The following is a 12,623-nucleotide window of genomic DNA, read 5'->3' on the forward strand; positions in this document are numbered from 1 at the left end:
TGCGAATGTGGCTAATACGGTTCTTTGCAGCGCTGCACGCAAGGCGATTGTGGGTCGCTCATGCCGGTGAGTTTATTCATGGCTGTTAAGGGGCGAGTGTGGAGGCGGGCGCGGACTGAACCTTATCCATGGGCGACATGGCCGAATCCGTTCCCGACTAGGGAACCCACGGTCTGTGGGGGCTGGTCGCCGTAAGTACGTGAATGTCGTTGATAGGTAAATGCGCCTCCTGCGCGTTACGCAGAATCCCCATCATAAAGGCCGACAGTCGGTCGTGGAGATCAAGTATGTCCCAGAATTTTCTCAACCCGGTAACCACCCAGACATGGGCCAATGGCCGCCATCTTGTGCGGGTCGTCAAGGTGATCCAGGAAACCTGGGATGTAAGGACCTTCTGCTTCATGGCAGACCAGCCGATCCTGTTCTTCTTCAAGCCCGGTCAGTTCGTCACCCTGGAGCTGGAAATCGATGGCGTGCCCATCATGCGCTCCTACACCATTTCCAGTTCGCCGTCGGTGCCCTACAGCTTCTCGATTACCGTCAAGCGCGTGCCGGGAGGCAAGGTTTCCAATTACCTGCACGATACGCTGCATGAAGGCCAGGAGCTGGCAGTGCACGGGCCTGTCGGGCTGTTCAACGCCATCGACTTCCCCAATCCGAAGATCCTCTATCTCAGCGGCGGTGTCGGTATCACGCCGGTCATGTCCATGGCCCGCTGGTTCTACGACACCAATGCCAACGTCGACATGGTGTTCGTACACAGCGCCCGCTCGCCCAAGGACATCATCTACCACCGCGAGCTGGAACACATGGCGTCGCGGATCGATAACTTCAGTCTGCATCTGATCTGTGAGAAGCACGGCCTTGGCGAGCCCTGGGCGGGTTATCGCGGTTACCTGAACCAGCGGATGCTGGAGTTGATGTCGCCGGACTACAAGGACCGCGAGGTGTTCTGTTGCGGGCCGACGCCATACATGGCTGCGGTCAAGCGCATGCTGCAGGAAAGCGGCTTCAACATGGCGCAGTACCATGAAGAATCCTTTGGCGCGACGCCGCCTGAGGTGCGCGCCGAAGCCGTGGAGCATGCCGAAATTGCTGCGGATGCGCCGGAAGTCGATGTGGCGGACCTGCATCAGGTGGAATTCACCGACACCGGCAAGAGCATTCGTGTTGCGCCGGGGGAAACCGTCCATGCGGCGGCTTCCAAGCTGGGCCTGATGATTCCCAAGGCCTGCGGCATGGGCATCTGTGGCACCTGCAAGGTCATGAAGCTCAGTGGCGAAGTGGAGATGGAGCACAACGGCGGTATCACCGACGAGGACGTGGAAGAGGGTTACATCCTGTCGTGCTGCAGCGTGCCCAAAGGGGATGTGCGGATCGAATACTGATCCACAGGGGCGCATGTCAGGGTCAATGAATCACTTTGTGGGAGGCAGCTTGCCGGCGACTTCAGCGTATAAACGCAGAATATCTGCCAGTCTCAGGCCTTTTTCGCCAGCAAGCTGCCTCCCACAAGTGATAGACATACCTTGACTGATCGGCATTACATCGAAGGTGCGCCCGGTTCTTGAAGGTCTTGCTTGTGACTCTGTTTGTAAGTCGCCAGTGCCGGCAGCAATTGCTGATCGATGGCCTGGCGCACCGCTGGCAGTATGGTCGCACTGCCCGTCAGCAATTGTTCAACCAGGCGCCGCAAGGCTGTGGCGCGTTCTTCGGTCAATCCACATACCGCTTGTGCACAGGCCTGCTCGGCCGTTGAGCCACTTGGCATCTCGAACCCCAGCGCTCTGAGCTGGCTCAGCAAGTCCTCTTGATCAACCAAATCCGCATGCATCATGACGAGTGTTCCTTTGATCGGGTAAGGCCCTGATTCTGGTAGCGCGTTACTGTCGCGGCAAGCCCGCCTGCCGGGGATGGCTTGATTACCTACGGGCAGGTCGCTTTTTGAACGGCTTGGTCCGGTAAAAAGCCGATCAGTGGTCAGGTTTATGCGCTTTACCTGTTATTTCTGACAGTACCCAACCCGTTGTTGCGGGTATTCAATAATGCCCTGTTATTCCTGATCCGATATGGAGGACGCGCTTTGGTAATGACTCATTCAATGGAGCACATCATTGATCTGTTAACGATTGACGTTTTAAAGGCAGCACCTGTTTTCTCGAATGATGGTCTGAACAGGCCAAGGGATTGGTGGGTTAAATGCAAAGAAAAATATTCACAGGTACGGCTTTCCTGAGCCAAAAGAAAGAATTTCCCTCCCATGTATCGTCTCCCCATGAAGCAAGACTTCTTGCCAGTATTCCTTTGAATTTTTCACCCAAGGAAATTGATGTAAGCCCGGATGACACTCTGCTTTTTGTTTCTCACGACGATGGGACCGGGGTCAGTTTTATCGATATCGAGAGCCGTGAAGTCGTATCCAGTATCAAGAGGGGGTGCGTAGGCGATGTGGCTGTCAGCCCGGATGGACGCAGGCTTTATGTCACAGGACAGAATGAATGCTCAGTGATTGATGTCCAGCGCAATGCACTGGTCGCGATTCTCGATTCGGAGGGTGTCGATAAAATTGCGGCCAGCCCGGACGGGAGTTTCATCTGCCTGTCTTTCCGCTACGCGCCCGGTGGGCTTATACGTATGGTTGACGCCATTGATTACAATGCCGAAAGTGATTTCGACCTGGGCAAAATGTCGAATGCAGTTCTGGTCATGGCAATCAGTCCGGACGGCCATTACATCTATGCATCGGAACTTGCCGATGATCCCGACAGTGTTGTCGCGATGATCGATACGCGGGATTACTCGCAAGTGGATATTCCGGGCTTCAGAAACCCATGCTCCATGGCAGTCAGTGCGGATGGCAGTCAGCTTTATGTCGGCGGTTTTGATGAAATGTTCGTGACCGATACGGCCACGCAGAAGATTCTGTATACGCTGGAGTTCGGTTCAAGGGGTTACCCCGTCAATATCATCGGCGGAACACCGGATGATCGCTATGTGTACGCCATTCATTCCTGCAATTTCGATTTGTACAGAATCGATACGGTTGAAAGAACCGCCACGCGCATCGACTTCTTTCATTCGGTAGGTGGCGCAGTATTGAACCGTAAAGGTGATCGTCTCTATACCACTCACCCAGACAGGAAGTGGATTTCCATTTATGCCTTGTAATGCGGGTAATGCCTGATCCTGTCACGTACAGCTTGCCGGAAGGGTGATCAAAGACGTTCACCCTTCGCCATTGAAAGCACTGTCTTGTTCCCGCCCGAGTTTTGCTAAACTGCGCAGCCTTCCAGGAGCTGCCATGAATTACCGTCACGCCTTCCACGCTGGCAACCATGCCGATGTGTTCAAACACCTGACCCTGACTCGCTTGATCGCCCTGATGGCGCGCAAGGAGCAACCTTTCGCCTATCTCGACACCCACGCCGGACTTGGGCTTTACGACCTCAAGGGCGATCAGGCCACCCGCACCGGTGAATGGCTGGAAGGTATCGGGCGCTTGTGGAATGCGCCGGACCTGCCTGCGCTGGCAGCCGATTACCTGCAAGTGCTGCACGACATGAACCCCGATGGCGAACTGCGGTATTACCCGGGCTCGCCGGAGCTGGCCCGTCGCCTGACCCGTGAGCGCGAACGCGTGCTGCTCAACGAGAAACACCCCGAAGACGGGCGGTTGCTCAAGGAGAACATGAAGGGTGATCGTCGGGTGGCCGTGCACCTGGGGGAAGGCTGGCATGTGCCACGGGCCTTGCTGCCGGTTGCCGAGAAGCGCGCCGTGATGCTGATCGATCCGCCTTTCGAGCAGCTCGATGAAATGAAGCGCTGTGCCGTCGCCCTCAAGGAAGCCATCGGCCGCATGCGCCAGACCGTCGCCGCGATCTGGTATCCGGTCAAGGACCAGCGCCAGCTCAAGCGCTTCTACCAGGACCTGGCCGAAACCGGCGCGCCGAAGCTGCTGCGCATAGAGCTTCATGTTCACCCGCTGGACACCCCGGCAAGCCTCAACGGCTCCGGCCTCGCCATCGCCAATCCGCCTTGGGGGCTGGAAGAGGAACTGCGCGAATTGATGCCTTATCTGGCCGAGAAGCTGGGACAGACCCGGGGTGGCTGGACGATGGATTGGTTGATAGCGGAATAGTTGGGGGGAGCTGCAAGCTATAAGCCGCAAGCTTCAAGTCAAAAGCTTGTAGCTTGTAGCTTGTAGCTTGTAGCTTGTAGCTTGTAGCTTGTAGCTTGTAGCTTGTAGCTTGTAGCTGCCGGCTACGCTGGCAAACAGACCCCTGTCCCACCCAGCCCGCAATAACCCTGCGGGTTTTTTGCCAGGTACTGCTGGTGGTACGCCTCGGCGTAGTAGAAGGTCGGGGCCTGGTCGATTTCGGTGGTGATTTTGCCCAGCCCGGCTTTGCTCAGCTCGGCCTGGAAGGCTTTTTCGCTGGCCTGGGCGGCTTCGAGCTGTTCTGGTTTGGTGCAGTAGATCACCGAGCGGTACTGGGTGCCGATGTCGTTGCCCTGGCGCATGCCCTGGGTCGGGTTGTGCGCTTCCCAGAATACTTTGAGCAGCGCTTCGTAGCTGATCTCTTCTGGCTCATACACCACCAGAACCACTTCGCTATGGCCGGTCAGGCCCGAGCAGACTTCTTCATAGGTCGGGTTTGGCGTAATGCCGCCTGCATAGCCCACGGCAGTGCTGACCACGCCTGGTTGTTGCCAGAGGCGTCGTTCTGCGCCCCAGAAGCAGCCCAGGCCAAAGATTGCGAATTCAACCGTGCCGGAGAATGGCCCCAGCAAAGGGTTGCCATTGACGAAGTGCTGTTCAGGAACGGCGATAGGGGTTTCACGGCCTGGCAGTGCTTGCTGTGCGGTAGGGAGTACATTTTTGTTCACTAGAATTTCCGAGCGAAGAGTCATGAACCATATCCTCTCGATAAGTGAAAACAGATTAGAGGGATAAACAGTCCGACAGTGTGCCCGAGAGTCCGGTGTACAGGGAAGAGGGGTCAGGCCGACGGTCGGCGCGTGTAGCGTTTCAGTTTTTCGATCAGTTCTTCGCCGGGGATCGGCTTGTCGAACAGGTAGCCCTGGCCCACATCGCAGCGATGGCGGCGCAGGAATTTCAGTTGGGCCGCGGTTTCTATGCCTTCGGCCACGACCTTGAGCTTGAGGTTGTGGGCCATGGCGATCACCGCCGAGGTGATTTCCATGTCGTCCTCGTCGTCCGGAATGTCCCGGATGAAGCTGCGGTCGATCTTGATCACATCGATGGGGAATTTCTTCAGGTAACTGAAGGATGAGTAGCCGGTTCCGAAGTCATCCATGGCCAGCGACAGGCCGAGTTTTTTCAGCGAGTCGAGTTGTTGGCGAGTGTCTTCGGTGGCCTCCAGCAGCAGGCCTTCGGTCAGCTCCAGTTCCAGCAGGGAAGCATCCAGCGCTTCCTCTTCGAGAATCGAGGCGATGGAAGACACCAGGTCCGGGTCCGAGAACTGCTTGGGCGAGACGTTGATCGCTACCTGCAGATTGCCGAAACCGGCTTCGGTCAGCGCCTTGCTCATGCGGCAGGACTGGCGCGCGACCCATTTGCCGATGGGGATGATCAGGCCGGTTTCTTCGGCAACGCTGATGAACTGGTCCGGTCGGATCATGCCCTTTTCCGGATGGTTCCAGCGCAGCAGGGCTTCCATGCCCAGCAGACGGCCGCTGCGCAGGCACAGCTTGGGCTGGTAGAAGACTTCGAGTTCATTCTGGGTCAGGGCTCGACGCAGGTTGTTCTCGACGAACAGTTTGTAACTGGCTTCGGCGTTGAGCGCTTCGGTGAAGACCTGAACCTGATGCTTGCCGTTGGCTTTGGCCTTGTGCAACGCCAGACCGGCGTTTTTCATCAGGGTCTGCGGGTCACGGCCATGCAGCGGGGCGCAGGCCAGGCCGACTGAGCCGGTGACGCTGATGAGCTGGTTATCGACGAACATCGGTTTGTCCAGCGTCGCCAGCACCTGACTGGCAACGTTCTGCCCGGCTTCAAGCCCGCTCTGGTCGAGCAGCACGGCAAACTCGTTACTGGCAAACCGCGCCAGTATGTCGGACGGGCTGAGGGTATTACGCAGGCGCCGGGCCAGGCTGATCAGCAGCTTGTCGCCCGTCTGATGGCCCAGGCTGTCGTTGATTCGCTTGAAGTTGTCGATGTCCACCAGCAACAGGCTCATGGGCGTGTCGCTGTCCCGGGCGAAGCGTTCGTCCAGGTTGCGGATGAAGGCTGGCCGGTTGCCCAGGTTGGTCAGGTTGTCGGTGTAAGCCAGGCGTTCGATGCGCTGCTGCGCGAGTTTGCTCTGGGTGATGTCTTCGTAAATGCCGATGTAGTGGGTCAGTTCGCGGTTGTCGCCATACACCTTGGAAATCGACAACTGGCCCCAGTAGGGCTCCAGGTTCTTGCGTCGGCTCTTGAACTCGCCTTGCCAGCTGTTGCTCTTGTTCAGGCTGGAATTGGCATCGAGCAGTAGGGCATTGAGGTTTTCCAGTGCCGGCAGTTCCGACAGCTTGTGGCCGTGGACTTCTTCGGAGCTGTACTGGGTGATGGCGGTGAAGCTCGGATTGACGTACTCGATCATGCCCTCGCAGTTGACCAGCAGGAAGGCGTTGGCGCTTTGCTCGACAGCACGCTGGAACAGGTACAGCGCGTTGGTTGCGGCCCGCCGGCTGTGGTTGTTGATGACTTGCGCGAACTGGTCGGCCAGCTCACCGGCAAAGGTTATTTCGTCGGGCTGCCACTCACGGGCCGAGCCGGTCTGCTCCAGGCAGAGCACGCCGACCACCTGGCCATCGATGCGGATACTGGCGTCCAGAATGGCATTCACGCCCCTTGGCAGCAGGGTGTCTGCTATCTCGCGGGTGCGCGGATCGTTCTGCACATTACTGACATCGATTGCCCGGCTGTTGTGCAAGGCGTCCAGATAATTGGGGTACTGGCTGATATCCAGTGGCTTGCGCACCTGATAGTCGCAGCTTTGCCGGTGATAGTCGGCAATCGACTCCAGACGCTGCTCGTGCAGGCTCCAGATGCCCACGCGGTCGACATCGTAGATATCGCAGGCGCTCTTGGTGATCAGTTCGGCGGCTTCCAGCACCGAGTTGGCGGTGTTGTAGCGATGGCGTGTCAGGCGCAGGATCAGCTCTTGCTGGGCGCGAACTCGCTCCAGATGGGCGAGTTGGTCACGTTGCGCACGCTGGTTGAGTTCCAGAGCGATCTGCAGACGCGAGTTCTGGGTTTCCAGATCCGGACCATATGTCTGCTCGCCTTCGGCAATCATCCCCTCGACCACGAGGAAGTAGCCACGCAACAGATGACGATTGTGTTGTTTGTAGGCCTCACCGATTTCCAGAAGACCCAGCGGGCCTTTGGGGGTGTGCAAGGTATAGCGGGTCAGATAAAACGGAGCGGATGCCAGTTGCAACTGGATCTCGTCATGTAGCCTGTAGCGTGCCTCCGGCTCCATCAGGCTGGCGTAAGGCGAACCAATCAGGGCGCAGAGTTCCACGGCAGGCAGGCCGAACTGTTTTTCGCAGTTAGGATCGAGAAACAGCAGCGCCCAATTGGCTTCATTAAGCCGCTCGAAACGCAGCATGCCCAGGCGCGAAGGCACCGGCAATTGCGTTACTACCTCGGCTGCCGTTCTGCCGGCAGCATCGGTTTGGCTTTTCATGAACAAACTCGCTTCCGGAATACTGATCGCGGTAGGGCATTGGCCCGGATTACTTTCGCGTATGGCAAGGTTGCATCATGCAGCCCAGGCTTACAAGAGAGGGCGGTGGCTTAGTGCTATAAAAGTGTCGGCCGGTTGACCTGGTTCGCCAATACAGCAGATAAGCGCAGAAGTCAGAGGATTTTCCGAGCTATATAACCGGGACAGGCAGACAAAAAAAGCCCCGCTTGAAGGCGGGGTTGAGGTTCGAGCGTGGCAGCTCGCAAATACACGGCAAGGCCCGCCATGTGGCGGGCCTGCCTGGGCTTACAGCAGGATTGTGCGGATATCCGCCAGCAATTCGCTCAAGCGCTTGGTGAAGCGGGCAGCAGCCGCGCCGTTGATCACGCGGTGATCGTAGGACAGCGACAGAGGCAGCATCAGTTTCGGCTGGAAGGCTTTACCGTCCCAGACTGGCTGGATGGTGGCCTTGGAAACGCCCAGGATCGCGACTTCCGGTGCATTGACGATCGGCGTGAAGCCGGTGCCGCCGATGTGGCCGAGGCTGGAGATCGTGAAGCATGCGCCTTGCATGTCGTTCGCGGTCAGCTTCTTGTTGCGTGCCTTTTCAGCCAGTGCGGCTGCTTCGGCTGCCAGTTGCAGCAGGTTCTTCTGGTCGACGTCGCGGATCACAGGGACCAGCAGGCCTTCCGGAGTGTCCACGGCGAAGCCGATGTGCACGTATTTCTTGCGGATGACCGCTTTGCCGCTTGGTGCAAGCGAAGCGTTGAAGTCCGGCAGTTCCTTGAGCAGGTGCGCGATGGACTTGAGCAGCAGTGGCAGGATGGTCAGCTTGACGCCAGCCTTCTCGGCAGCGGCTTTCTGCGCAACACGGAAAGCTTCCAGGTCGGTGATGTCGGCCTGGTCGAATTGCGTGACGTGCGGAATGTTCAGCCAGCTACGGTGCAGACCGCTCGCGCCCAGTTGCATCAGGCGGGTCATCGGCACTTCTTCGATTTCGCCGAAACGGCTGAAATCGACTTCCGGAATCGGCTGGATGCCTGTGCCGCCGCTTACGCCGCCGGCTGGTGCTTCCTTGGCCTTCAGCAGTTGGGCCTTGACGTAAACCTGTACGTCTTCTTTCAGCACGCGGCCGTGTGGACCGGTTGCGCTGACAGCGCTCAGCTCGACGCCGAACTCGCGAGCCAGTTGGCGAACCGCCGGGCCTGCATGAACCTTGGCACCGCTTTGAGCGGCGGCTGGCGCTGGAGCTGGAGCGGCTTCTGCCTTGGCGGCAGGTGCGGCAGCCGGAGCGGCTTCAGCCTTGGCCGGGGCCGCTGCCGGAGCGCTGGCAGCTGGAGCCGGTGCAGCGGCAGGTGCTGCGCCTGCGATTTTCAGTTTCAGGATCAGGTCGCCGGTACCGACTTCCTGTTCCAGCTTGACTTCAACGCTCTCGACCACGCCTGCGGCAGGAGATGGAATCTCCATGCTGGCCTTGTCGGATTCCAGGGTGATCAGCGATTGGTCGGCCTGGATGCTGTCGCCTGGCTTGACCAGGACTTCGATGATCTTGGCCTTGCCCGACGAGCCGATATCCGGAACGTGGATGTCCTGAACGGTGGCGCTGGCGGCAGGAGCCGGTGCAGCAGCAGGTGCTTCGGCCGGTTTCTCTGCAGCGGCTGGAGCTGGAGCAGGTTCGGCAGCAGCGGCCGGAGCAGCCGCTTCGCCTTCGACTTCCAGCTCGAACAGCTCGTCGCCTTCTTTCAGGCGGTCGCCCAGCTTGACCTTCATGGCCTTGATGACGCCAGCCTTGGGAGCAGGGATTTCCATGCTCGCCTTGTCGGACTCAAGGGTCAGGATGCTCTGGTCGGCTTCGATGCGATCACCGACCTTGACCAGCAACTCAATGACTTCACCTTCACCGTTGCCGATGTCGGGTACGCGAATTAACTCACTCACAATGTTTCTCCTTCGCAGAACCTGTTCATTCGATTGCGCCGTATCCAGTTGCAACGAAACAGCCTTGGATGCTCATTTACGGGTGTAAATTCCGCATCCTCGGCTGTTTCACGCCTTTGAACAGCGCAGGTTACCGATTTTGAAGCAGGTTCTTAACAGTCCAGTGGGTTGCGTTTTTCAGGATCGATACCGAACTTGGCAATGGCTTCAGCCACGACTTTAGGTTCGATGTCGCCACGGTCAGCCAAGGCTTCCAGGGCTGCCAGCACCACGAAGTTACGGTCGACTTCAAAGAAGTGACGCAGCTTGCGGCGGCTGTCGCTACGGCCGAAACCGTCGGTGCCCAGCACTTTGTATTCCTTGGACGGAACCCACTGACGGATCTGGTCAGCGAACAGCTTCATGTAGTCGGTGGAGGCGATGACCGGACCTTTACGGCCGCCCAGGCACTGCTCGACGTAAGTCTGCTGAGGCTTCTGGCCAGGGTGCAGACGGTTGGAGCGTTCTACCGCCAGGCCGTCACGACGCAGTTCGTTGAAGCTGGTAACGCTCCAGACGTCGGCACCGATGTTGAACTCGTCGCGCAGGATCTTCGCCGCTTCGCGGACTTCACGCAGGATGGTGCCCGAGCCCAGCAACTGGACGTGGTGAGCAGCCGCCTTGGTGTCTTCTTCGAGCAGGTACATGCCCTTGATGATGCCTTCCTCGGCGCCGGCCGGAATGGCTGGCTGGGTGTAGGCTTCGTTCATCACGGTGATGTAGTAGAAGATGTCCTGTTGTTCTTCGGTCATCTTCTTCATGCCGTCCTGGATGATCACCGCCAGCTCGTAGCCATAGGTCGGATCATAGGTGCGGCAGTTAGGCACAGTGGAGGCCAGGATGTGGCTGTGACCGTCTTCGTGCTGCAGGCCTTCGCCGTTCAGCGTGGTACGGCCGGCGGTGCCACCGATCAGGAAGCCACGGGTGCGGCTGTCGCCAGCGGCCCATGCCAGATCGCCAATACGCTGGAAGCCGAACATCGAGTAGAAGATGTAGAACGGCAGCATCGGCTGGTTGTGGTTGCTGTACGAAGTACCGGCAGCGATGAACGACGACATGGCGCCCGCTTCGTTGATGCCTTCTTCGAGGATCTGGCCCTTCTTGTCTTCGCGGTAGAACATCACCTGGTCTTTATCGACTGGCTCGTAGAGCTGGCCGACGGACGAGTAGATGCCCAACTGACGGAACATGCCTTCCATACCGAAGGTACGGGCTTCGTCCGGGATGATCGGAACGATGCGCTGACCGATTTCCTTGTCCTTGACCAGTTGCGCCAGGATGCGCACGAAAGCCATGGTGGTGGAAATTTCGCGGTCGCCCGAGCCGTCCAGGATCGCTTTCAGCGTTTCCAGTGGTGGCGTCGGGATGCTGATGCTCTTGGCGCGGCGCTGAGGTACGAAACCACCCAGGGCGCTGCGGCGCTCGGCCAGGTACTTGGCTTCGGCGCTGCCTTCTTCCGGACGGAAGAACGGCAGGTTTTCCAGCTCGGAGTCCTTGATCGGCACGTCGAAGCGGTCACGGAAGTGACGCAGGCTGTCGACATCGACTTTCTTGGTGTTGTGCGCGGTGTTCTTGGCTTCGCCTGCACCGGTACCGTAACCCTTGATGGTCTTGGCCAGGATGACAGTCGGCTGGTCCTTGTGGTTGACCGCCTGATGGTAGGCCGCGTAGACCTTGTACGGGTCGTGACCACCACGGTTGAGTTTCCAGATTTCGTCGTCGGACAGGTCTTCGACCATGGCCTTGAGTTCAGGCGTGTTGAAGAAGTGCTCGCGAACGAACGCTCCGTCCTTGGCCTTGTAGTTCTGGTACTCGCCGTCGATGACTTCGTCCATGCGGCGTTGCAGGGCACCGTTGGTGTCCTTGGCCAGCAGTGGGTCCCAGAAACGGCCCCAGATGACTTTGTTGACGTTCCATGCTGCACCGCGGAACACGCCTTCGAGTTCCTGGATGATCTTGGCGTTGCCGCGAACCGGGCCGTCGAGGCGCTGCAGGTTGCAGTTGATGACGAAGATCAGGTTGTCCAGCTTCTCGCGACCGGCCAGGGCGATTGCGCCCAGGGATTCCGGCTCGTCGGTCTCGCCGTCGCCCAGGAAACACCAGACTTTCTGCTTGCCTGCCGGGATGTAGCCGCGGTTTTCCAGGTACTTCATGAAGCGCGCCTGGTAGATCGCCTGGATCGGGCCCAGACCCATGGATACGGTCGGGAACTGCCAGAAATCAGGCATCAGCCATGGGTGCGGGTACGAGGACAGGCCGTTGCCGTCGACTTCCTGACGGAAGTTGTTCATCTGGTCTTCGCTGATGCGGCCTTCGAGGAACGCACGGGCATAGACGCCCGGGGAGGCGTGGCCCTGGAAGTAGATCAGGTCGCCGCCGTGCTCGTCGGTCGGGGCCTGGAAGAAGTAGTTGAAACCGATGTCATACAGCGTCGCGCTGGAAGCGAAGCTGGAGATGTGACCGCCCAGGTCCGGGTCGTTCAGGTTGGTCTTGACGACCATTGCCAATGCGTTCCAGCGTACCAGCGAGCGAATGCGGCGTTCCATGAACAGGTCGCCAGGCATGCGTGCTTCGTGAGTAACCGGAATGGTGTTGCGGTATGGCGTGGTGATGGCGTACGGCAGCTGCGAACCACTTCTAGTGGCCAGCTCGCCCATACGGGTCATCAGGTAATGAGCACGGTCTTCGCCTTCTTTGTCGAGAACCGATTCCAGGGCGTCCAGCCATTCCTGGGTTTCGACGGGATCGAGGTCTTGCATGGCTTGCTCCAGGGCGGAAAGGCTTCCAGAATCGGTTGCCTGAGTTTGCGACTGGCCTTTTGGGCAGACGACATAAAATTCTTGGATTACCGGAGGGTTGTTCCGGCGGCGTGTAGTTTTACTACAAATCGACGACCATTTCAGCCCTTCGAGTTACATGCTCAGTAGTAAAACTACAGAGAAGCGACCAAATCGC

At 58.5% G+C, this 12,623-nt stretch carries 8 protein-coding genes; 3 read left to right on the forward strand and 5 right to left on the reverse strand.

All coding sequences use genetic code 11. The annotated features are described in order from the left end of the window. The first annotated feature begins 287 nt into the window (after positions 1-287). Entirely contained in the window at positions 288-1,388 is a 1,101-nt protein-coding gene (gene gbcB / locus KGD89_RS02430; protein WP_025258240.1) for a glycine-betaine demethylase subunit GbcB, read from the forward strand. 155 nt (positions 1,389-1,543) lie between these two features. Here gbcB and KGD89_RS02435 read toward each other — a convergent pair whose 3' ends face one another. Continuing rightward, positions 1,544-1,837 (reverse strand): hypothetical protein, encoded by a 294-nt coding sequence (locus KGD89_RS02435; protein WP_025258241.1) that lies wholly within the window; start codon positions 1,835-1,837, stop codon positions 1,544-1,546. 362 nt (positions 1,838-2,199) lie between these two features. On the opposite strand from KGD89_RS02435, the gene KGD89_RS02440 reads away from it, so the two are divergent. Together KGD89_RS02440 and KGD89_RS02445 are read left to right on the forward strand one after the other, a co-directional pair. Beyond that, entirely contained in the window at positions 2,200-3,168 is a 969-nt protein-coding gene (locus tag KGD89_RS02440) for a WD40 repeat domain-containing protein (RefSeq protein WP_074568908.1), read from the forward strand. Between the two features lie 133 nt (positions 3,169-3,301). Further along, on the forward strand, positions 3,302-4,138 hold the full coding sequence (locus KGD89_RS02445; protein WP_025258243.1) for a 23S rRNA (adenine(2030)-N(6))-methyltransferase RlmJ: 837 nt from the start codon (positions 3,302-3,304) through the stop codon (positions 4,136-4,138). Between the two features lie 122 nt (positions 4,139-4,260). Here KGD89_RS02445 and msrA read toward each other — a convergent pair whose 3' ends face one another. The 4 genes from msrA to aceE all read right to left on the reverse strand — a co-directional run bounded on the left by msrA (position 4,261) and on the right by aceE (position 12,427). Next, positions 4,261-4,908 carry a peptide-methionine (S)-S-oxide reductase MsrA gene (gene msrA, locus KGD89_RS02450; protein WP_025258244.1) on the reverse strand — a complete coding sequence of 216 codons (648 nt, stop codon included), beginning with the start codon at positions 4,906-4,908 and terminating at the stop codon, positions 4,261-4,263. An 89-nt stretch (positions 4,909-4,997) separates the two neighbouring features. After that, positions 4,998-7,691: a sensor domain-containing phosphodiesterase gene (locus tag KGD89_RS02455; RefSeq protein WP_025258245.1), complete on the reverse strand. Its 2,694-nt coding sequence runs from the start codon at positions 7,689-7,691 to the stop codon at positions 4,998-5,000. Between the two features lie 306 nt (positions 7,692-7,997). After that, on the reverse strand, positions 7,998-9,629 hold the full coding sequence (gene aceF, locus KGD89_RS02460; RefSeq protein ID WP_025258246.1) for a dihydrolipoyllysine-residue acetyltransferase: 1,632 nt from the start codon (positions 9,627-9,629) through the stop codon (positions 7,998-8,000). A 152-nt stretch (positions 9,630-9,781) separates the two neighbouring features. Continuing rightward, on the reverse strand, positions 9,782-12,427 hold the full coding sequence (gene aceE / locus KGD89_RS02465) for a pyruvate dehydrogenase (acetyl-transferring), homodimeric type (RefSeq protein WP_025258247.1): 2,646 nt from the start codon (positions 12,425-12,427) through the stop codon (positions 9,782-9,784). Between the last annotated feature and the right edge of the window lie 196 nt (positions 12,428-12,623).

Source organism: Pseudomonas cichorii (assembly GCF_018343775.1).
Lineage (GTDB): Bacteria > Pseudomonadota > Gammaproteobacteria > Pseudomonadales > Pseudomonadaceae > Aquipseudomonas > Aquipseudomonas cichorii.

Bases quoted from the DNA above. Each gene is read 5' to 3' on its own strand.
- gbcB (WP_025258240.1), top strand. From the start codon at position 288: ATGTCCCAGAATTTTCTCAACCCGGTAACCACCCAGACATGGGCCAAT.
- KGD89_RS02435 (WP_025258241.1), bottom strand. From the start codon at position 1,837: ATGATGCATGCGGATTTGGTTGATCAAGAGGACTTGCTGAGCCAGCTC.
- KGD89_RS02440 (WP_074568908.1), top strand. From the start codon at position 2,200: ATGCAAAGAAAAATATTCACAGGTACGGCTTTCCTGAGCCAAAAGAAA.
- KGD89_RS02445 (WP_025258243.1), top strand. From the start codon at position 3,302: ATGAATTACCGTCACGCCTTCCACGCTGGCAACCATGCCGATGTGTTC.
- msrA (WP_025258244.1), bottom strand. From the start codon at position 4,908: ATGACTCTTCGCTCGGAAATTCTAGTGAACAAAAATGTACTCCCTACC.
- KGD89_RS02455 (WP_025258245.1), bottom strand. From the start codon at position 7,691: ATGAAAAGCCAAACCGATGCTGCCGGCAGAACGGCAGCCGAGGTAGTA.
- aceE (WP_025258247.1), bottom strand. From the start codon at position 12,427: ATGCAAGACCTCGATCCCGTCGAAACCCAGGAATGGCTGGACGCCCTG.